15 protein-coding genes and 1 pseudogene are annotated in these 20131 nt (G+C 67.2%); 4 read left to right on the top strand and 12 right to left on the bottom strand.

Features of this window, described 5'->3' with window-relative positions; translation table 11 throughout:
• The first annotated feature begins 121 nt into the window (after positions 1-121).
• Positions 122-913: a phytanoyl-CoA dioxygenase family protein gene (locus ASG72_RS15365; protein ID WP_056714827.1), complete on the top strand. Its 792-nt coding sequence runs from the start codon at positions 122-124 to the stop codon at positions 911-913.
• Positions 914-1291: 378 nt separating this feature from the next.
• Here the strand turns inward: ASG72_RS15365 and ASG72_RS15360 are convergent, their stop codons facing one another.
• Genes ASG72_RS15360 through ASG72_RS20835 form a run of 6 tightly spaced genes read right to left on the bottom strand, consistent with a single transcriptional unit; the run spans position 1292 to position 9320 of the window.
• Positions 1292-4678, bottom strand: a complete 3387-nt coding sequence (locus ASG72_RS15360; protein ID WP_082540376.1) for an ATP-binding protein — start codon at positions 4676-4678, stop codon at positions 1292-1294.
• 18 nt (positions 4679-4696) lie between these two features.
• Entirely contained in the window at positions 4697-5287 is a 591-nt protein-coding gene (gene kdpC / locus ASG72_RS15355) for a potassium-transporting ATPase subunit KdpC (RefSeq protein WP_056713711.1), read from the bottom strand.
• Between the two features lie 9 nt (positions 5288-5296).
• Positions 5297-7339 carry a potassium-transporting ATPase subunit KdpB gene (gene kdpB / locus ASG72_RS15350; RefSeq protein WP_056713709.1) on the bottom strand — a complete coding sequence of 681 codons (2043 nt, stop codon included), beginning with the start codon at positions 7337-7339 and terminating at the stop codon, positions 5297-5299.
• An 8-nt stretch (positions 7340-7347) separates the two neighbouring features.
• Positions 7348-9039 (bottom strand): potassium-transporting ATPase subunit KdpA, encoded by a 1692-nt coding sequence (gene kdpA, locus ASG72_RS15345; RefSeq protein WP_056713706.1) that lies wholly within the window; start codon positions 9037-9039, stop codon positions 7348-7350.
• A 15-nt stretch (positions 9040-9054) separates the two neighbouring features.
• On the bottom strand, positions 9055-9144 hold the full coding sequence (locus ASG72_RS20395) for a potassium-transporting ATPase subunit F (protein WP_082540375.1): 90 nt from the start codon (positions 9142-9144) through the stop codon (positions 9055-9057).
• Between the two features lie 8 nt (positions 9145-9152).
• Positions 9153-9320, bottom strand: coding sequence for a hypothetical protein (locus tag ASG72_RS20835; protein WP_156395992.1), 168 nt, complete (start codon positions 9318-9320; stop codon positions 9153-9155).
• Between the two features lie 211 nt (positions 9321-9531).
• Between ASG72_RS20835 and ASG72_RS21470 the strand changes: the two are divergent.
• A pseudogene (locus ASG72_RS21470) lies at positions 9532-9853 on the top strand (integrase); the annotation flags it as partial.
• A 183-nt stretch (positions 9854-10036) separates the two neighbouring features.
• Here the strand turns inward: ASG72_RS21470 and ASG72_RS15340 are convergent.
• The gene (locus tag ASG72_RS15340) at positions 10037-13762 is read right to left on the bottom strand and encodes a vitamin B12-dependent ribonucleotide reductase (protein WP_056713704.1); all 3726 of its coding nucleotides are present in this window, start codon (positions 13760-13762) and stop codon (positions 10037-10039) included.
• A gap of 711 nt (positions 13763-14473) precedes the next feature.
• On the opposite strand from ASG72_RS15340, the gene ASG72_RS15335 reads away from it, so the two are divergent.
• Both ASG72_RS15335 and ASG72_RS15330 read left to right on the top strand, forming a co-directional pair.
• Positions 14474-14884: an NADH:ubiquinone oxidoreductase subunit NDUFA12 gene (locus ASG72_RS15335; RefSeq protein ID WP_056714821.1), complete on the top strand. Its 411-nt coding sequence runs from the start codon at positions 14474-14476 to the stop codon at positions 14882-14884.
• A 345-nt stretch (positions 14885-15229) separates the two neighbouring features.
• Positions 15230-15823: a DUF2155 domain-containing protein gene (locus tag ASG72_RS15330; RefSeq protein ID WP_244488845.1), complete on the top strand. Its 594-nt coding sequence runs from the start codon at positions 15230-15232 to the stop codon at positions 15821-15823.
• A gap of 32 nt (positions 15824-15855) precedes the next feature.
• Here the strand turns inward: ASG72_RS15330 and aat are convergent, their stop codons facing one another.
• The 5 genes from aat to ASG72_RS15305 form a co-directional block, all read right to left on the bottom strand.
• On the bottom strand, positions 15856-16530 hold the full coding sequence (aat, locus tag ASG72_RS15325) for a leucyl/phenylalanyl-tRNA--protein transferase (RefSeq protein WP_056713699.1): 675 nt from the start codon (positions 16528-16530) through the stop codon (positions 15856-15858).
• Positions 16531-16644: 114 nt separating this feature from the next.
• On the bottom strand, positions 16645-17994 hold the full coding sequence (accC, locus tag ASG72_RS15320) for an acetyl-CoA carboxylase biotin carboxylase subunit (RefSeq protein ID WP_056714817.1): 1350 nt from the start codon (positions 17992-17994) through the stop codon (positions 16645-16647).
• Between the two features lie 41 nt (positions 17995-18035).
• On the bottom strand, positions 18036-18503 hold the full coding sequence (gene accB, locus ASG72_RS15315) for an acetyl-CoA carboxylase biotin carboxyl carrier protein (protein ID WP_056714814.1): 468 nt from the start codon (positions 18501-18503) through the stop codon (positions 18036-18038).
• Between the two features lie 72 nt (positions 18504-18575).
• Entirely contained in the window at positions 18576-19034 is a 459-nt protein-coding gene (aroQ, locus tag ASG72_RS15310) for a type II 3-dehydroquinate dehydratase (RefSeq protein ID WP_056714811.1), read from the bottom strand.
• Between the two features lie 108 nt (positions 19035-19142).
• A complete protein-coding gene (locus tag ASG72_RS15305; protein WP_156395991.1) occupies positions 19143-19958 on the bottom strand; it encodes a DsbA family protein in 816 nt (271 codons plus the stop codon).
• Positions 19959-20131: the final 173 nt, after the last annotated feature.

Here is a 20131-nt window from a genome sequence, read left to right as displayed (position 1 = left end):
CGTAATGATGTACTTCTCCACATTCTTTCCGCTGATCTGACCGCTGACGCAGCACGGCGCCCTGGCGCCGATCAGATCAAACCGGCGTCGCATGAGCGACAGCCGAGCGGAGATATGTGACATGCCCAATAGTGATGCTCTCGGCCTGACTGAAAGTCAGGTGCGGTCCTTCATTGACGACGGTTACGTCGCGTTGGATCACGCCTTTGACGATGACCTTGCGCGGCGATGCCGAGATGAGTTGTGGGCCGAAATAGGCCTGTCGCCGAACAGGCCAGAAGCGTGGACGAAACCCGTCATTCGGGTCGGATCGAAGTCGACTATAGCCTTTGTCGAGGCATCCAACACGCCGGCCCTTCACGTGGCTTACAATCAGCTTGTCGGAGAGGGGCGGTGGATGGCTCCGACCGGACTCGGAACCTTCCCGATACGGTTCCCTTCGCCGGACGCTCCGGGCGACGATGGCTGGCACGTCGATGTGAGCTTCGGCTTCGACGTCCCCGACTTCATGGAATGGCGGGCAAACAGCAAGAGCCGCGGAAGATCCCTGCTTCTGCTCTTCCTGCTGTCCGATGTCGGACCCGATGATGCGCCGACGCGGATCCGAAGGGGCTCGCATTTGACCATAGCCAGAGAGCTACTGCCCTATGGCGAACAGGGAGCAACGCTGCGGCAGCTATCGGCGAATGACTATGCCTCCACGGCTGACTGCCCGGTCGATCTAGCGGTCGGTGCAGCGGGAACGGTTTTTCTTTGCCACCCGTTCCTTGTCCATGCCGCGCAGCCTCATCGAGGTCGACAGCCGCGCTTCATGGCACAGCCTCCGCTGCTGCCGCGCGTCGAGTTCGATCCCACGCTTCCGCCATCGCCGGTGCAGATCGCTATCCGCCAGGCATGCGGGCTGAGGGTCTGACAATAGCATCCGGGGCCGCGTCGCGGCCCCGGATCGATCGACGGCGCAAACGGTGGGCCTCGATCAGCCTCGAGCCGCCGCTGCAATGTGCCAGCGTGGCTGTGATGGCGCCGTCGCAAGCTCAAGAGGTCTGAGCGAAGTCTGCTCTCGGGCAACGCGCGAGCCCTCCGACATCGAGGGCCCGTTCTGCGAAGGTGGATCAGCGGGAGACGTGATGCTCAGCTTGTCCGGTAGGACGGCCTCGGCGAAGGAGATCAGATTGCCTCAGCCCGTTGAACGCCACCGCCCGCCAAGTGTCCGGTTCAAGACAAGCGCCTAATGTCCGAACCTGGCGCATCTCGCCCGGCCATGATCATTGCGTCTCGTCCAAATAATCACTCAATTGATCGGGTTACAGGCATCGACGAGCCGATATCCAACGCCGGGCTCGGTGACGATGAAGCGGGGATCGGCCGCGTCGTCGCCGATTTTCTCGCGGATGTGGCCCACCGCGATCCGCAGGTAATGGGTGTCGGCCGCATGGGCCGGTCCCCAGATCGTCGTCAGCAACTGCTTGTGTCCCACCAGCTTGCCGGCGTTGCGGGCCAGCAATGCGATGACATCGAATTCTTTGCGCGTCAGCTTGACGGCCGCGCCATCGACGACGACCGAACGGCTCGCCAGGTCGATTGCGAGCCCGCCGATACGGATCTCTGCCGGCTCGGCGGCGCGGTCGCGGCGGCTGCGCAGCAGGGCTCGCAGCCTGGCCAGCAGTTCACCGGTCGCGAACGGCTTGGTGACGTAGTCGTCCGCGCCGGCATCGAGCGCGGCGATCTTTTCGGTCTCTGCATCGCGCACGGAGAGGACCAGGATCGGCACGCCGGACCATTCACGGATCGCCTCGATCACCGCCTTGCCGTCCATATCGGGCAGGCCGAGATCGAGCAGCACGGCGTCGGGCGCCAGGGTCGCGGCGCGCTCGATTCCCAGTCGCCCGCGGTCGGCCTCCAGCATCTCGAAGCCGCCGGCGCCGAGCACGATGGCGAGGAAGCGCCGGATCGGCGCCTCGTCGTCGATCACCAGAATGCAGGCGGGGGCGACGGGCAGCCTGATCACGATCGCCGCGCCGCGTCCACCTGGCCCGGCTTCGGCCCGGGCCGTGCCGCCATGCGCCTCGACCAGCCCCCGCACGATGGAAAGCCCCAGACCCGTGCCGGCCGGCCTGGCATCGCCTTCCGCGACGCGGTGGAACAGATCGAAGACGCGCTCCCGCTCGGCCTCGGGGATGCCGGGCCCCTCATCGGTCACGGCGATCTCGGCCATGTCGCCATCGGCGCGGGCCGTGATCGTGATCGACGTGCCGACCGGCGCGTATTTCGCGGCGTTCTCGACGATGTTGGCGATGGCCTGCCCTGTCAGCACCGGGTCGACATGGAGCGGCGGCAGGTCGCGCGGTGTGTCGATGACGAGGCCATGGCTCGCGAGCACGCGCTCGAGATCGTTTCGCACCACGCCGAGGATCTCGCGCAAATCGACCGCCGCGCGCTTGGGTGCGAGCGCGCCATGGCCGAGCCGCGTCATGTCGAGCAGGTTCTGAACATAGCGGTCGAGGCGACGTGCCTCGTCGAGCGCCGTCACCGTCAAGGCTCGCCGGTCGGCGGCGCCGAGCACGCCGTCGCTCTCGGCGAGGCTCGAGACGGCGCCGATCACGGTGACCAGCGGCGTCCGCAGATCGTGGCTCACCGAATTGAGCAGCGCCCCGCGCAACTTCTCACCCTCCGCCGAAACACGGGCATTCGCCAGTTCTCCGGCGAGCCGCGTCCGCTCAACCGCGACGGCGACCTGATCCTCGACGGCCAGCAGCAGACGCCGCGTCTCCGGGTCGAGCCCGCGCTGCCGGTCGCGGAAGCGCACGCCGATGACGCCGAGAATGCTGCTGGCTGTCGCGAGAGGGACGAACAGCCATTCGGCCATCGGCAGCGTCGCCGTGCCCGCTCCGGCCGGTTCGTTCTTCTCGAACGCCCACCGCGCGGCGCCCTCGGCACGGGCATCGAGATCCTCGATCGTAGGGTGGCCCTGCACCTGCTGCAGCGCGCCCGTCACATCGGGCATCAGGATCAGCGACCGGCAGTCGAGGGTCGCCGCGATGTGGAAGGCCGCCGCCCAGAGCACATCGTCCGTTCCGGTAGCCGTGGCGATCTTGCGGGCGAAATCATAGAGGGTTTCGGTGCGGCGCTGGGCGGCACGCATCGCCTCGACCTGGGCCTTGAGGCGCCCGGCCAGCGTGCCGGTGAACATTGCGCCGAGGAGATAGACCGCGATCGAAATGATGTCTTCGGATCGGCTGATATTCAGCGAGTAATAGGGCGGCGTGTAGAAGAAGTTGTAGGCCAGCGAGCCAAGTGCCCCCGCCGCCAGCGAAGGACCGAGCCCCCAGCGGGCGCCGACCATCAGAACGCTGATGAGATAGATCGCCGAGATCGCGCCGCCCGGCACGGCATCCCAGATCGAGATCGGCAAGGCCAGCAGGCTCGCCAGCGCGATCGCGCCGAAGGCCGTGGCGTAGCCCTGCCAGGGACCGTGCAGCCAAGGCCCGGCGACAGCCTTGCGCCGCTCGATCCGGGCATGCGGCGTCACGACCGTGATCTCGAAATCGGTGGCGTCGTCGAGCAGGCGGTCCGCGACGGGTTCGCGGAAGGCCCCGGCCAGCCGCTGCCACCAGGAGCGCTGCGAGCGTGGGCGCCCGATCACCAGACGCGAGACATTGCGCTGTCGGGCATAGCGTAGGATTTCGCCGGCGGCATCCGTCTCCGCCCGCAGTACCACCGACTCGGCGCCGAGGGTTTCCGCAAGCCGCAAGGCCTCGGTGGTGACGGCACGGGTCTCGGCCGGCATCGCTTCATGACGCGGCGTCGTCACGGTCGCGACGATCCAGGGCAGGCGCGCGCGATCGGCCATGCGCTTCCCGGCCCGCACCAGGCTGCGCGCGGAAGGCGCCTCGTTGATACACACCAGCAGGCGCTCCTCGGCCGGCCAGGGGCCCTTGACGGCATGGTCCTGCATCCATGCCAGCATCTCGGCGTCGACCCGGCTGGCGGCCGTGCGCAAGGCGAGTTCGCGCAGCGCCGTGAGCTTGCCCTTGCCGAAGAAATTATCGAGCGCCCGACCGATCTGCTCCGGCACATAGACCTTGCCGTCCTGCAGGCGCTTGATCAGCTCTTCGGGCGGCAAATCAATCAGCTCGATCGCGTCCGCCCGCTGCAGGATGTGATCGGGCACCGTCTCCTGCACGCGCACGCCCGTGATCCGGGCGACGATATCGTTGAGGCTCTCGACGTGCTGGATGTTCAGCGTGGTGACGACGTCGATGCCGGCGTCCAGCACCTCGACAACATCCTGCCAGCGCTTGGGGTGGCGCGAGCCCGGCGCGTTGGTGTGAGCGAGTTCGTCGATCAGCGCGATCGCAGGCCGCCGCGCGAGCAGAGCATCGACATCGAGTTCGCTGAGATCCTGCTCGCGATAGACGACCGGCCGGCGCGGCAACTGCTCCAGGCCATGGAGCAGAGCGGCGGTCTCTGCGCGGCCATGGGTCTCGACCAGCGCCACCACGACGTCGAGGCCCGCGCGCAGCCGCATGCGAGCCTCCTCGATCATCGCGAAGGTCTTGCCGACGCCGGGGGAGGCACCGAGGAAGATCTTGAGCCGACCGACGTTCCTTTCGACCTCGCCGCGCGCCTCGGCGAGGAAGGATTCGGGCGTCGGTCTCTCGTCAGGCGCGCTCGGCATGGGCCACCGACCAGAGCATCAGCGCGCCAGCCTGTCGAGCGCGAGATTGAGCGCCAGGACGTTGACGCGGGGCTCTCCGAGGACGCCGAGCAGCGGCGGCTCGACCTGCGCCCGCACCAGTTGCCGGAGACGATCCTCGGCGAGGCCGCGCGCCGAGGCGACGCGACCGATCTGGATCAGGGCGGCCGCCGGCGAGATGTGCGGATCGAGTCCTGAGCCTGATGCCGTCACGAGATCGGCCGGCTGCTGCCCGCCACCGAGCGCTTCGACACGCTCCTTGATCGCGGCCACCAGCGCCGCAGAGCTTGGTCCGAGATTCGAGCCGGTCGAGTTCGCAGCATTGTAGGGGCTCTCCACCGGCTTCGATGGGTCCTGCGGATCGGTTGCCGAGGTCGCCGAGGGGCGGCGCTGGAAGTACCGATCCGAAGTGAAGGACTGGCCGATCAGCACCGAGCCGATGACGGCGCCGTCCTTCATCACCGGCGAGCCATTGGCGTTGGCCGGGAACACGGCCTGGGCGACGCCGGTGACGGCCAGCGGATAGGCCGCGCCGGTCAGCAGACTGAAGACACCGAGCAGGGCGAGCGAGGGACGCAGATGATTGGTCATGAAATCTCCTCAGGCGAGGTGCAGCAGATCGACGATCAGGTCGATCGCCTTGATGCCGATGAAGGGAACGATCAGCCCGCCCAGCCCATAGACGAGCAGGTTGCGCCCGAGCAGCGAGGCCGCCGAAGCCGGGGCGTAGCGCACGCCCTTCAGCGCGATCGGGATCAGCGCGATAATGACGAGCGCGTTGAAGATGATCGCGGACAGGATCGCCGATTGCGGGCTGCCCAACCCCATCACATCGAGCACCGCGAGCCCCGGATAGGCGGTGATGAACAGCGCCGGCAGGATCGCGAAATACTTCGCTACGTCATTGGCGATCGAGAAGGTCGTCAACGCGCCGCGCGAAATCAGCAGCTGCTTGCCGACCATGACGATCTCGATCAGCTTGGTCGGGTCGCTGTCGAGATCGATCAGGTTGCCGGCCTCCTTGGCGGCGGGCGTGCCCGAATTCATGGCGACCCCGACATCCGCCTGCGCCAGCGCCGGCGCGTCGTTGGAGCCGTCGCCGCACATCGCCACGAGGCGACCCTCCGCCTGCTCCTTGCGGATCAGGGCGAGCTTGGCTTCCGGCGTCGCCTCGGCCAGGAAATCGTCGACGCCGGCTTCGGCCGCGATGGCGGCCGCCGTCAGCGGGTTGTCGCCGGTGATCATCACCGTGCGAATGCCCATGCGGCGAAGTTCCGCGAAGCGCTCGCGAATGCCGGGCTTCACCACGTCCTTGAGATGGACGACGCCGAGCACGTCGTTGTCGCGCGCCACCACCAGCGGCGTGCCGCCCGAGGAGGCGATCTTTCGCACCGCCTGCTCGACGGTGACCGGTAGCGCGCCGCCGGTGAGCTTCGCCATGGTGTCGGAGGCACCTTTGCGCAAGGCGCGGCCGTCCGGAAGGTCGACACCGGACATGCGGGTCTGGGCGGTGAAGGGCACGAAGACTGCCCCGGCGCCGGCCGCGGCATCGAAGCCGAAGCGCCTGGCGGCGAGATCGACGATCGACTTGCCCTCCGGCGTATCGTCCGACAGCGAGGCCAGGAAGGCGGCCTCGGCCAGCTCGCGCTCGCTGACCTGCGCCGCCGGCTCGAAGGCATGGGCCATGCGGTTGCCGAAGGTGATCGTGCCGGTCTTGTCGAGCAGCAGCACGTCGATATCGCCGGCCGCCTCGACCGCGCGGCCGGATTTCGCGATGACGTTGGCCTTCACCAACCGGTCCATGCCGGCGATGCCGATGGCCGAGAGCAGCCCACCGATCGTGGTCGGGATCAGCGTCACGAACAGCGCAGCGAGATAGATCACAGGCAGCGTCGTGCCGGACCAGGAGGCGAAGACAGGCAGCGTCACCACGACGAAAAGGAAGACCAGCGTCAGCGCCGCCAGCAGGATGTCGAGCGCGATCTCGTTGGGCGTCTTCTGGCGCTTGGCGCCTTCGACCAGCGCGATCATGCGGTCGAGGAAGGTCTCGCCCTGGCGGGCCGTGACGCGCACCACGAGCCAATCCGACACCAGCCGCGTGCCGCCGGTGAGCGAGGAGCGGTCGCCGCCTGACTCGCGGATCACCGGAGCGGATTCGCCGGTGATGGCGCTCTCGTCGACCGAGGCGACGCCCTCGATGATCTCGCCATCGGTCGGCACGATGTCGCCGGCCTCGATCAGGATGACCTCGCCGGGCTCGACGAGCTCGACCTCCTTGGTGCCGTAGACGACGCGGTTCGCGGGATCGACCAGCACCTTGGCGAGCGCCGAGGATCGCGTCGAGCGGAAGGCATCGGCCCGCGCCTTGCCGCGGCCTTCGGCGACCGCCTCGGCGAAGTTGGCGAAGAGCACGGTGAACCACAGCCAGATCGCGATCTGAAGCCCGATCCAGAAGACCGGCCCCCCGGTCAGCCCCTCGCGGATGACGAGGCCGGTGGCGAGGACCGAGACCAGCGCGGTCGAGAAGATGACCGGGTTGCGCGCCAGGCTGCGCGGATCGAGCTTGCGGAAGGCCTGCAGGATCGCGGGCCGAAGGATGACGGGCGAGAACAGGCCCATCTCGGCGGGAGCATGTTTGCTCATGTTGACCTCTAGAAGCTCTGCCCGGCCAGGATCGACACGTGTTCGGCGATCGGGCCCAGAGCGAGGACGGGGAGGAAGGTGAGCGCGCCGACGATCAGGATCGTCGCCACCAGCAGCGTGACGAAAAGCGGCCCATGGGTGGGGAAGGTGCCCGCGGTCTCGGCCGCGGGGCGCTTGGCGGCGAGGCTGCCGGCGATCGCGAGGATCGGGACGATGTAGCCGAAGCGGCCGAGCATCATGGCGATGCCGAGGAAGCTGTTGTGCCAAAGCGTGTTGGCCGTGAAACCGGCGAAGGCCGAACCATTGTTGCCGGTCGCCGAGGTGTAGGCATAGAGCAGCTCAGAGAGCCCGTGCGGGCCGGCATCCTGCACGGACGCCTGCGCATGGCCGGTGACGATGGCGAGCGCGGCCAGGACAAGGATGCCGAGTGGCATGACCAGCAAAGTCAGCGCCGCCAGCTTGATCTCTTTCGCCTCGATCTTCTTGCCGAGATATTCCGGCGTGCGGCCGACCATCAGCCCCGCCAGGAAGACGGTGATGATGACGAAGAGCAGCATGCCGGTGAGGCCGACGCCGACGCCACCGAACACGACCTCGCCGAGCTGCATGTTCAGCATGGCGACGAGCCCACCCAGCGGCGTGAAGGAATCGTGCATTGCGTTGACCGAGCCGTTCGAGGCCGCCGTCGTCGCGGCGGCCCAGAGCGACGAGGCGAGAATCCCGAAGCGAACCTCCTTGCCCTCCATGTTGCCGGACGCCGGGTCGACCAAGCCGGCATGAAGAGGGTTGCCCAGCCGCTCCGCGCCATAGATCGCGGCAAATCCGACGAGGAACAGCACCGCCATAGCGGCAAACAGCGCGCGGCCCTGGCGCCGGTCGCCGACGAGGCGGCCATAGGTGAAGCAGAAGGCGACGGGGATCAGCAGAATCGAGATCGTCGTCAGCAGATTGCTCAGCGCATTGGGATTCTCGAAGGGATGGGACGAGTTGACGTTGAAGAAGCCGCCGCCATTGGTGCCGAGCTGTTTGATCGCGATCTGGCTAGCGACGGGGCCGATCGCGATGCTTTGCTTCGCGCCCTCCAGGGTCGTGGCCTCGAAGGATCCGGCGAGCGTCTGCGGCAGCCCGAGCGCGACCAGCACCAGGGCCAGAACAAGCGCGGCCGGCAGCAGGATGTAGAGCGTGGTGCGGGTCAGATCCGCCCAGAAATTGCCGAGCAGCCTGGTCTGCTTCGCCGCAAAGCCACGCGCGACGGCGGCTGCCACCGCTGCTCCCGTCGCGGCCGAGACGAAGTTCTGCGTCGTCAGGCCGAACATCTGGCTGAGGTGCGAGAGCGTCGTCTCGCCGCCATAGGACTGCCAGTTGGTGTTGGTGACGAAGGAAATCGCAGTGTTGAACGCAAGATGTGCCGAAAGCCCGTCGAAACCCTGCGGATTGAGCGGCAGCAGGTGCTGGAAGCGCAGGATCAGGAACAGAAGGGCGAAGCCCGCCGCGTTGAAGGCGAGCAGCGAGAACATATAGGTCTGCCAACGCTGCGGCTGTGGCTGGCCCTGGCCGGCCAGGCGCAGGATCGCGTTCTCGACCGGCGCGAGGAACTGCGCCTCCCCCGTGAAGACGCGGGCCATGTAATGGCCCAGCGGCCAGGCGAGGGCCAGCAGCAGGGTCGCGAAGATCAGAAACTGGATCAGATCGAGGGTCATGGGGAGTGAGCCCTCTCAAAAGGATTCGGGGCGCAGCAGCGCCTTGAGCAGGTAGACCAGCAGCAGCGCGGCCGCCGTCAACCCGAGGATGATGTCGAGGGGCATGATGCGCCTCACAGCCGGTCAGCGGCCGCGGCCGCGGCGCCCGCGAGCGCAAACAGGCCAAGGCCGCCGAGGAAGAACAGGGTATCGATGATCATGATGATGCTCCGATCGCGTGCTCGATCGGAGCTAGAGGCGATGCCCGTAAGGCCGCCATGTCGATTGAGGGGGTTCGACATAACGTCCGCGTAAAGTGACGAAGTGGACCTCTCCGGGTTGGTCAGAGGCAATTTTGTTGCGCCGAGTCGCCATAGCCGGCTCTGCCAGCCCAGCCATGGCCCGCGGCGGCATCTGGCGTGACGCTCAAACGATCAGCCAGCCATGAGGCGCGGCAGGAGCATCGCGAGCCGATAGGATGGGATGGATGCTGCCTCCTGAGGAGGATGCACCATGCGTATCGAACAGGAAAAAATCGCTCGACGTCCTGCCTGGAACACCGGGCGCCTGATTGGCCCCAAGCCCCCGCCGAAGCCCCGTCACATCTGGGCTATTCGGACCCGGCTCAGCATGATCATCGCATACGCGATCTCGCCATGTTCAACATGGCGATCGACAGCAAGTCGCGAGGTCGCGACCTGGTTCGGCTTCGGATCACCGATATCTGCTCGGCGGAACGGTAAGACCGCGAACCTCGATCATCCAGCAGAAGACGGGCCGACCAGTGCCCTTCGAACTGACAGAGCCGATGCGTGAAGCACGGACCGCTCGGCTCCGGCGTCGACTAACCGCGCATCCACAGGACCTTCAGCAGGCCAGCTTGCCTCTTGGCGGCGAGGGAAACCTCGCCGCCATGACCGTGTCAGTCGGGCCCCAAAGATCGGGCCACACGCGGAAGTCGAAGCTCAAAAACGGGGAACTTCGCCTCTCATTTCAGTCGACAGCCCCCGTCACCGCTTCACGAGCAGCCCGTCGTGCTTCCGCAGGTGTTGCACTTCAGGCAGGTGCCGTTGCGGACCAGCGTGAAGTTGCCGCATTCGCCGCAGCTGTCGCCGACATAGCCCTTCATGATCGCCTCCGCCCGGCGCTCCGACTGGGTCGGCTGCGCGGCGGGGGCGGAGAAGCCGAGCTTGGCCATCTCGGCCTCGCCATAGGCCTGCTCCGGCTCTTCCTTCAGCGCCGTGGCGCCGATGGTGCCGAAGGCGGTGACATTGGCGCCGCCCCTGGCCACGGTCTCCGTGGCCGGGCTGCCGCCGCCGCCCTGGATCGCGTGAAAATTCATCGGCTTGCCACGGCGGAACCCGGTCGAGGCCAGCGGCGAGAGCGAGACGGGAGCCGCCGTCTCCGGCGCCTTGTCCTGGCCGACGCCGCCGCCGATCACGTCATGGCCGATCTCGCTCGGGTCGATATGGGCGAGGTCGTGCCGGCCGAGATAGGAGATGGCCAGCTCGCGGAAGACGTAGTCGAGGATCGAGGTGGCGTTCTTGATCGACTGGTTGCCCTGCACGAAGCCCGAGGGCTCGAAGCGCGTGAAGGTGAAGGCCTCGACATATTCCTCCAGCGGCACGCCATATTGCAGGCCGAGCGAGACCGCGATGGCGAAGTTGTTCATCATCGCCCGGAAGGCAGCGCCCTCCTTGTGCATGTCGATGAAGATCTCGCCGAGGCGTCCATCGGCATATTCCCCGGTATGGACATAGACCTTGTGTCCGCCGACCACGGCCTTCTGGATGTAGCCGGTGCGGCGGGCGGGCATCTTCTCGCGCTCGCGCACCACCTTCTCGACGATGCGCTCGACGATCTTCTCCGCGACCTGGGTGGCGCGGGCCGTCATCGGCTGCTGGTAATGCGCCTCGACCGCATCCTCCTCCTCGTCATCGTCGCTGATCAGCGCCGAATTCAGCGGCTGCGACAGTTTCGAGCCGTCGCGGTAGAGGGCGTTGGCCTTCAGCGCCAGCTTCCAGGAGAGCATATAGGCGCTCTTGCAATCCTCGACGGTGGCGTCGTTGGGCATGTTGATGGTCTTGGAGATCGCCCCCGAGATGAAGGGCTGGGCGGCCGCCATCATCCGGATATGGCTCTCGACCGAGAGGTAGCGCTTGCCGACGCGCCCGCAGGGGTTGGCGCAGTCGAAGACATGGTAATGTTCGAGCTTCAGATGCGGCGCGCCTTCCAGCGTCATCGCTCCGCAGACATGGACGTTGGCGGCCTCGATCTCGGCCTTGCCGAAGCCGAGGAAGGGCAGCAGCTCGAAGGACATGTCGGCCAGTTTCTCGGCCGGGACCTTCAGCGTGTTGAGCAGGAAATCTTCGCCCAGCGTCCATTTGTTGAAGACGAACTTGATGTCGAAGGCCGCCTTCAGGTCCTTCTCGATCGCGTCGATCTTGTCCTGGGTGAAACCCTTGGCGCGCAGGCTGCCATGGTTGACGCCGGGCGCCTGGGCGAGCGAGCCGTGGCCGACCGCATAGGCCTCGATCTCGGCGATCTCGCTCTCGCGATAGCCGAGCGCGCGCAGCGCATCGGGGGCGGCCGCGTTGATGATCTTGAAATAGCCGCCGCCGGCCAGTTTCTTGAACTTCACCAGCGCGAAATCGGGCTCGATGCCGGTGGTGTCGCAATCCATCACCAGGCCGATCGTGCCGGTGGGCGCGATCACCGTCGCCTGGGCGTTGCGGTAGCCATGCTGCTCGCCGAGCTCCAGCGCCCTGTCCCAGGCGATGCGGGCGCGCTCCGACAGAAGGGTCGAGGAGCCGCCGAGCCGGGCCAGCGTGCCATGGTCGAGCGGAACCGGGGTGACCTGCAGCCCCTCATAGCCGGTCGCCATGCCATGGGCGGCGGTGCGGTGGTTGCGGATGACGCGCAGCATGTGGCTCGCGTTCTTCTTGTAGCCGGGGAAGGGGCCGAGCTCGGCCGCCATCTCGGCCGAGGTGGCATAGGCGACGCCGGTCATCACGGCGGTGAGCGCGCCGGCCAGAGCGCGGCCCTCGTCTGAATCATAGCCGAGGCCCATGGTCATCAGCAGCCCGCCGATATTGGCGTAGCCGAGGCCGAGCGTGCGATATTCATAGGAGAGTTCGGCGATTTCCCGCGACGGGAACTGCGCCATCGTCACCGAGATCTCGAGCACCACGGTCCAGAGCCGGCAGAGATGCTCATAGGCGGCGACGTCGAAGGCCTTGGCCTCGCGATCGTAGAATTGCAGCAGGTTGGCCGAGGCCAGATTGCAGGCGGTATCGTCGAGGAACATGTATTCCGAGCACGGATTCGAGGCGCGGATGCGTCCCGAGGCCGGGCAGGTGTGCCAATCGTTCATCGTCGTGTTGAAATGCAGGCCGGGATCGGCGCTCGCCCAGGCGGCGTAGCCGATCTTTTCCCAGAGCTCGCGCGCCTTCAGCGTCTTCGTCACCTTGCCCGTGGTGCGGCCGACCAGGTTCCAGTCGCCATCGGTCTCGACCGCCCGCAGGAAGTCGTCGGTCAGCGAGACCGAATTATTGGAGTTCTGGCCGGAGACGGTGAGATAGGCCTCGGAATCCCAATCGGTGTCGTAGACGTCGAACTGGATGTCGGTGTAGCCCTGCCGGGCGAACTGGATGACCCGCTTGATGTAATTGTCCGGGACCAGCGCCTTGCGGGCGAGCTTGACCTCGCGCTTCAGCGCCGGGTTCTTCTCCGGGTCGAAGCAGGCGTCGCCATCGCCCTCGCAGTTCACGCAGGCCTTCATCACGGCCTTCATGTGCTTCTGCACGACCTTCGAGCCGGTGACGAGAGCCGCGACCTTCTGCTCCTCCTTCACCTTCCACTCGATATAGGTCTCGATATCGGGGTGATCGACGTCGACCACCACCATCTTGGCGGCGCGGCGCGTGGTGCCGCCGGATTTGATCGCGCCCGCCGCACGGTCGCCGATCTTCAGGAAGGACATCAGCCCGGAGGAACGGCCGCCGCCGGCGAGCTTCTCGCCCTCGCCGCGCAGCATCGAGAAGTTCGAGCCGGTGCCGGAGCCGTATTTGAACAGGCGCGCCTCGCGCACCCAGAGATCCATGATGCCGCCCTCGTTGACGAGGTCGTCCTGCACGCCCTGGATGAAGCAGGCATGCGGCTGCGGGTGCTCGTAGCTCGACTTCGACTTGGTCAGCTTGCCGGTCTTGAAGTCGACGTAGAAATGGCCCTGGCTCGGCCCGTCGATGCCATAGGCCCAGTGCAGGCCGGTATTGAACCATTGCGGCGAGTTCGGCGCGACGCGCTGCGTGGCCAGCATGTAGCGCAATTCGTCATGGAAGGCCTGCGCATCCTCTTCCGCGGTGAAATAGCCGCCCTTCCAGCCCCAATAGGTCCAGCAGCCGGCGAGCCGGTCGAAGACCTGCTTGGAGGAGATCTCGGAGACATAGCGCTGCGCCTCGGGCAGGGCCGCCAGCGCCGCCTCGTCCGGCACCGAGCGCCAGAGGAAGCTCGGCACGTCGTTCTCCTCGACGCGCTTCAGCCTGGCCGGGACGCCGGCCTTGCGGAAATATTTCTGCGCGAGCACGTCGCTGGCGACCTGCGACCAGGATTCCGGCACCTCGATGCCCTCCAGCCGGAAGACGATCGAGCCATCGGGATTGCGAATCTCGCTGACGGCGGAACGGAACGGAATCGCCGCATAGGGCGATTGGCCGGCTGCGGTATAGCGGCGCTCGATGCGCATGGTTCCACGTCCCTTACAAAAGGCGCGGGCGACACGCCGCGCGCGGCCGATTGATCACCGGCTCCTGATGTCAGCCCAACTCGGTTTGATGCCCCGTGGACGTCGCGGCGTTGTGTCCCGCCTCGCTCGTCCGGTTGCGGCCAGCAGGCCCGCAGACGGCCGGCCACGACTGCCGTTGCCGACATGCCGCGCTGACCGCTCCGACCGACTGGAAACTCATTCGCAGGTGTCGAGAGGCGTTCCCGCCAGCCGTCATGCGACCGTCAAAAACTAGTCCCGAATGAGCCGACCCGTCAAGGATTAGTGCGAGGCAGGGGCTGTGGACACGAGATGTGGTAGGGATATGTGAGTAGTGGGGATAAGTTGCAAGCCCGCCGCTAACCCCTCGGAATCGCGTGGGAATCGAAGCGGAGCGGCAGGATTGCCACAGTCTCCGGAACTCTGCGGGCCGCTGAATCGCGTCGTTCAGGGTTGACGAATTGCAAATGCAGGGCTCGCGGGGCCCGTTCGATCCTGCGCCTGCAGAGATCGCTGCAAGTGGTTGAATCTGCCGATGCTGCCGGCTCGGCTTCAGCCGCAGACCCCGTCCGAATCATGGCCGAATCAAGGCATGGGTTAAGGGGGCGCCGCGACCAGCCGGAGACTGGACATGGACGCCTCGCAGTCGCATAAGCAGCGCGATCCGAGACGAACCGCGACGGGCGCATGTCCATGAAGCCTTGGCTGCTGCAGATCTTCACCTGGTGGAACGGCCAGACCATCGGCACGCGCTTCCACACCTGGCGTTTCGGCGAGCGGGTGGGCGAGGACGAGCTTGGAAACGTCTATTACCGCACCAAGGGCGGGGCGAAGGACAAGGCGCTCGGCGTCCAGCGCCGCTGGGTGGTCTTCAACGGCGAAGCGGAGGCCTCCCGCGTGCCGCCGGGCTGGAAGGGCTGGCTGCAGCACACGGTCGATGTCGCGCCCTCCGAGGAAGCCTATCAGCCGCGCGACTGGCAGAAGCCGCACAAGCCGAACCTCACCGGCACGCCGCTGGCCTATCGTCCCAAGGGCTCGATCCTGGCCGAGGGCGAGCGCCCGCCGGCGACCGGCGATTACGAGCCCTGGACTCCCGGCCGCTGAGCCGCTCCACCAGGCGGGCCGCTTCGTCGCGCTCTATGGTTTTTCCGGAACCCTGATCCTGTCGCGGCCCGCAGGGCTCGGCGCTGCCGTGCGGGCTCGTACCGCCGGATCTGATCGACCAGCCATGTCGCGAGAGGCGGGCAGGGCGGCTGCCGCCCCCGTCACGACAGCCTCACGGGTCCGGCGGTTTCGCGCGCCCTTTTTCCGCTGCCTTTGCCGTGTTACTGCCCGCCGTCGCGGAACGTCCGCGCTTGGGATTCGCAGACGATCAACATGTCGCCGCTCCGCAGCCTCTCCACGTCCTCCGTCACCTGCCTCGCCGCATCCGGCCTCGCGCTGCTCGCCATGGCCGGGCCCGCCGCCGCCGATCGCATCCGCAACCCGACCGCGGTCTTCGCCGGGCTGGACAAGATCACCGGCCGGATCATCTCGTTCGAGGTCGCGATCGACGAGACCGTGCAGTTCGGCGCCCTGCAGCTGACGCCGCGCGTCTGCTGGACCAGGCCGCCGACCGAGGCGCCCCAGACCACGGCCTTCACCGAGGTCGACGAGGTCACCTTCAACAATGAATACCGGCGCATCTTCACCGGCTGGATGTATGCGGCCAGCCCCGGGCTCCATGGCGTCGAGCATGCGATCTACGATGTCTGGCTGACCGACTGCAAAGGCGGCACCGAGCTGGTCGTCGATCCCAAGGAGCCGGAGCCGCCGCCGCCACCGGAAGAGCCGCGCCGGCCGCGCAACCCGTCGCGCGACGTCAACCAGCAGCCCGGCCTGCCGCCGCTGGAGCAGCAGCCGGCTCCCTCCGGGCGCATCGACGTCCAGCCGCCCCAAGGCGTGCCGGTCGCGCCGCGCCAGGCGCCCTCCCAGCGCTTCTTCCCGACCAATCCGGGCGGCAGCCGCGGCGGTGCGCCCGATCCCGCCGGCGGCGGCCGCTAAAGCCTGCCGGCGGCCGAGAGTGGGCCGCCGCGCTAGGCGAGCTCGGCCAGCGCCTGCGCGCCGCTGACGCTCTCGCCCTTGGGCCAGGACCACCATTGCGCCTGCGCCTGGACGGCCTGTTCCAGCAGCCCCTGATAGGCGGCGCGCGGCACCTCCTGCGTGCCAAATTGCGCGAGATGGCTGGTCTGGAACTGGGCGTCGAGCAGCCGGTAGCCGCCGCGCCGCAGCCGCGCGACGAGATGCACCAGCGCGACCTTCGAGGCGTCGGTCTCGCGGTGGAACATGCTTTCGCCGAAGAAGGCGCCGCCCAGCGAGAGGCCGTAGAGCCCGCCGACGAGCCGGTGGTCGCGCCAGCATTCGACGGTGTGGACATGGCCGAGCGCGAAGAGCTCGCGGAAGATCTGCCGGATGCGGCCGTTGATCCAGGTCTCGGGCCGGTCCGGCTTGGATTCCGCGCAGGCGGCGATGACGTGGTCGAATTCGCGGTCGATGCGGATTTCGAACCGATCGGCCCGCACCGTGCGCGCCAGCCGCGAGGGCAGATGGAACCGGTCGAGCGGGATCACGCCGCGCAGCTCCGGCTCGACCCAGAACAGGCCTGGATCGTCGGCGCTCTCCGCCATCGGGAAAATCCCGGCGGCATAGGCGCGCAGCATGATCTCGCTGGTGATGGCGGGCATGCGGATCGGGGTCGAGCGAGCCTTCATGCGGGGATGGGACCGTGTGAGCGGCGGGCTGTCAATTGCGGCCCGGGCCCGCTCCGGCCCGGGTGGGCCGATCGCGGGAGCAGGGCGGGGCCGGCCGCGCGGCCGGCGCCGGGCTCATTCCATGCCGCCGGCGGCCAGGAATTTCTCGAGCCAATGGATGTTGTAGTCGCCGTTCAGAATGTCGGGATTGCGTACCAGCGTGCGGAACAGCGGCAGGGTGGTGTCGACCCCGTCGACGACGAATTCGTCGAGCGAGCGGCGCAGCCGCATCAGGCACTCCGCCCGGTTGCGGCCATGGACGATCAGCTTGCCGACCAGCGAATCGTAATGCGGCGGGATGACATAGCCCTGATACACCGCGGAATCGACGCGGACGCCGAGGCCGCCCGGCGTGTGGAAGGAGGCGATGCGCCCGGGCGAGGGGCGGAAGCTGGCGTGGTGCTCGGCATTGACGCGGCATTCGATGGCATGGCCCTCGATCACCACATCCTCCTGCCGGATCGAGAGCGGGGCGCCGGCCGCGATCCGGATCTGCTCATTGACCAGATCGATGCCGGTGATCATCTCGGTGACGGGATGCTCGACCTGGATGCGGGTATTCATCTCGATGAAATAGAAGGCGCCGTCCTCATAGAGGAACTCGATGGTGCCGGCGCCGAGATAGCCGAGCTTGGCCATGGCCTCGGCGCAGACCTTGCCGATCGCGTCGCGCTCGCCGGCGTTGAGGGCGGGCGAGGGCCCTTCCTCCCAGACCTTCTGGTGGCGGCGCTGCAGCGAGCAGTCGCGCTCGCCGAGATGGATGGCGTGGCCCTTGCCGTCGCCCAGCAACTGGATCTCGATATGCCGCGGCTTCTCCAGATATTTCTCGATATAGACCGCGTCGTCGCCGAAATTGGCCTTGGCTTCGGTCCGGGCGGTCGAGAGCGCGACGGAGAGATCCGCCTCGTCGCGCACGACCTTCATGCCCTTGCCGCCGCCGCCGGAGGCGGCCTTGATGATCACGGGGAAGCCGATCTCCTGGCAGATCCGCCTGGCCTCGTCATCATCGGTGATGCCGCCCTCGGAGCCGGGCACGCAGGGGATGCCGAGGCGCTTAGCGGTGCGCTTGGCCTCGATCTTGTCGCCCATGCTGCGGATATGCTCCGCCTTGGGGCCGATGAAGGTGATGTTGTGCTGGTCCAGAATCTCGGCGAAGCGGGCATTCTCCGAGAGAAAACCGTAGCCGGGATGGACCGCGTCGGCGCCGGTGATCTCGCAGGCGGCGATCAGGGCCGGGATGTTGAGGTAGCTTTCGCGCGCCGAGGGCGGGCCGATGCAGACGCTCTCATCGGCGAGGCGCACATGCATGGCGTTGGCGTCGGCGGTGGAATGAACCGCGACGGTGGCGATACCGAGCTCCTTCGCGGCACGCAGGACGCGCAGCGCGATCTCCCCCCGGTTGGCGATCAGGATCTTGTCGAACATCTTGATTGGCTTGCCCGAATTGCTGCCGCCCGACGCCGCGCTCACTCGATCACCAGGAGCGGCTCGCCATATTCCACCGGCTGCCCATCCTCGACCATGATGGCGATGACCGTGCCCGCGCGCGGCGCGACGATGTCGTTGAAGGTCTTCATCGCCTCGACCAGCAGCAGGCGCTCGCCCGCCTTCACCACGCTGCCGATTTCGACGAAGGGCTTGGCGTCGGGCGAGGGGCGGCGATAGGCCGTGCCGACCATCGGCGAGGGAACGGCACCGGGATGGGCGGCTGCGGCGGCCGGGTCGCTCGGTGCGGCGAGCGCGACGGGCGCGGCCTGCGCGGCGGGAGCCGCCGGGGCGGCCGACATCGGCGCCAGCACGGTCTGCGAGATCGTCCGCGCCACGCGCACGCGCAGATCGCCCTTCTCGACCTCGATCTCCGTCAGATCGGTCTCGTTGAGCAGCTGCGCGAGTTCGCGCACCATTTCGGGGTCGATCGGGCTCTTGGTCGCCATGGCGGTTTCACCGTCTTCGTGGGTCTGGGAGAGGCAGGGCGAAGCCCGCCTCATCCGGGTGAGAGGGATGCGTCAGCCTGCGGAGGGGGCAGCGCGCTTGTGCAGAAGCGGTACGATCGCGTCGAAAGCAAGATCATAGCTCGCGACGCCGAAACCGCAGATCACGCCGACGCAGACCGGCGCCATGTAGGAATGGTGCCGGAACTCCTCGCGCGCATGGACATTCGAGACGTGGACCTCGATCGCGAGCGCCTCCGTGCCCTTGATCGCGTCGCGCAGCGCCACCGATGTGTGCGTATAGGCGCCGGCATTGATGATGATGCCCGCGCCGGCCAGTCCCGCCTGCTGGATCAGCCCGACGAGCTCGCCCTCGAAATTGGTCTGGTGGAAACTCAGCGCGACGCCGGCGGCATCGGCCCGGGCCCGCAGCCGCTCCTCGACCCCGGCCAGCGTCACCGCCCCATAGGTGGCGGGTTCGCGGGTGCCGAGAAGATTGAGGTTGGGTCCGTTGAGAACGTGGACGGCGACCATGGCGCGCGTGGTTTCCAGCACCGCCCATGGCGGCAGAGGCCGTCCTCATAGCCCCTGCGGCTCAGCAGGGGAAGCCCGCCGCGGCGGCAAACTCGGCGAATGGAGCGCTCAGCCGCTGCAGGTCGCCTTGCCGCATTTGCGGACGGATTCGATCTTCTGCTTCAGGGCGGCCTGGCCGACGGCACCGAACACCACCTCGTCGCCGAGGATGAAGGCGGGGGTGCCGGTCAGGCCGAGCCTGTCGCCGAGCGCGACTGTGTCCTCGATGGCGGCGCGGGTGGCGGGCGCCTCCATGTCCTTCTGCAGCCGCGCCAGGTCGATGCCGGATTCCTTGGCGACCTCGAGCGCCTTGGCGGCGTTGATGCGCCCCTTGGTCGCCATCAGCTTGACGTGGAAATCGAAATATTTCTGGCCGGAGAGCTGGTTCTTGGCGGCGACCGCGACGCGGCTGGCCTCGACCGAATCAGGCCCGAGGATGGGAAAATCCTTGATCACGATCTTCAGCTTGGGATCGTCCTTGGCGAGGGCGCGGACATCCTCCATCGCCCTTTTGCAGAAGCCGCAATTGTAATCCATGAACTCGACGAGGGTGACGTCACCCTGCGGGTTGCCGATGATGACGGAGGTCGCGGGGTCGGAGAGGCGCGCCTTCTCGGCGGCCACGGCATTGGCCTGGGCCTGGGCCTGTTCGGCGGCATTGCGCTTCTCGAGCTCGACCAGCGCCTCCTGGATGATCTCGGGGTTCTTCAGCAGCGTCTCGCGCACGATGTCGGTGACGGCCTTGCGCTGCTCCGGGGTCAGCGCGGCGGTCTGGGCGGCGGCGGGAGCGATCGCGAGGCCGGCGGCGACGAGCGCGCCGGCGCAGGCGAGGCCGAGACGGGCTGCGGGCCGCAGGGCGTGTCCGAACAGGGGCAGGGAGATCATCATCATCCTTTCAGGCGGGCGACGTCGCGGCAGCTTCAGACAGCGCTTCTCCGCCCTTCGCGCCGCCGCGTCAAATCACAGCTCGGGCATTGTGGCGGCGGGCACGAGCGCGCCACCCGATCGAATCGGGACCGGGAGCGGGAGCCATGTTGCAGCCGCATTGCGGCTCGGCT

It is taken from the genome of Allobosea sp. Leaf344 (genome assembly GCF_001426225.1).
GTDB lineage: Bacteria > Pseudomonadota > Alphaproteobacteria > Rhizobiales > Beijerinckiaceae > Allobosea.
Note: the sequence above shows the minus strand (reverse complement) of the source record. Positions and strands in the feature narration are given on the sequence as shown.

What these genes read in the sequence shown, in the direction of transcription:
- ASG72_RS15365 (WP_056714827.1), top strand. Translation starts at nt 122, where the DNA reads ATGCCCAATAGTGATGCTCTCGGCCTGACTGAAAGTCAGGTGCGGTCC.
- ASG72_RS15360 (WP_082540376.1), bottom strand. Translation starts at nt 4,678, where the DNA reads ATGCCGAGCGCGCCTGACGAGAGACCGACGCCCGAATCCTTCCTCGCC.
- kdpC (WP_056713711.1), bottom strand. Translation starts at nt 5,287, where the DNA reads ATGACCAATCATCTGCGTCCCTCGCTCGCCCTGCTCGGTGTCTTCAGT.
- kdpB (WP_056713709.1), bottom strand. Translation starts at nt 7,339, where the DNA reads ATGAGCAAACATGCTCCCGCCGAGATGGGCCTGTTCTCGCCCGTCATC.
- kdpA (WP_056713706.1), bottom strand. Translation starts at nt 9,039, where the DNA reads ATGACCCTCGATCTGATCCAGTTTCTGATCTTCGCGACCCTGCTGCTG.
- ASG72_RS20395 (WP_082540375.1), bottom strand. Translation starts at nt 9,144, where the DNA reads ATGCCCCTCGACATCATCCTCGGGTTGACGGCGGCCGCGCTGCTGCTG.
- ASG72_RS20835 (WP_156395992.1), bottom strand. Translation starts at nt 9,320, where the DNA reads ATGTCGAACCCCCTCAATCGACATGGCGGCCTTACGGGCATCGCCTCT.
- ASG72_RS15340 (WP_056713704.1), bottom strand. Translation starts at nt 13,762, where the DNA reads ATGCGCATCGAGCGCCGCTATACCGCAGCCGGCCAATCGCCCTATGCG.
- ASG72_RS15335 (WP_056714821.1), top strand. Translation starts at nt 14,474, where the DNA reads ATGAAGCCTTGGCTGCTGCAGATCTTCACCTGGTGGAACGGCCAGACC.
- ASG72_RS15330 (WP_244488845.1), top strand. Translation starts at nt 15,230, where the DNA reads ATGGCCGGGCCCGCCGCCGCCGATCGCATCCGCAACCCGACCGCGGTC.
- aat (WP_056713699.1), bottom strand. Translation starts at nt 16,530, where the DNA reads ATGAAGGCTCGCTCGACCCCGATCCGCATGCCCGCCATCACCAGCGAG.
- accC (WP_056714817.1), bottom strand. Translation starts at nt 17,994, where the DNA reads ATGTTCGACAAGATCCTGATCGCCAACCGGGGGGAGATCGCGCTGCGC.
- accB (WP_056714814.1), bottom strand. Translation starts at nt 18,503, where the DNA reads ATGGCGACCAAGAGCCCGATCGACCCCGAAATGGTGCGCGAACTCGCG.
- aroQ (WP_056714811.1), bottom strand. Translation starts at nt 19,034, where the DNA reads ATGGTCGCCGTCCACGTTCTCAACGGACCCAACCTCAATCTTCTCGGC.
- ASG72_RS15305 (WP_156395991.1), bottom strand. Translation starts at nt 19,958, where the DNA reads ATGATCTCCCTGCCCCTGTTCGGACACGCCCTGCGGCCCGCAGCCCGT.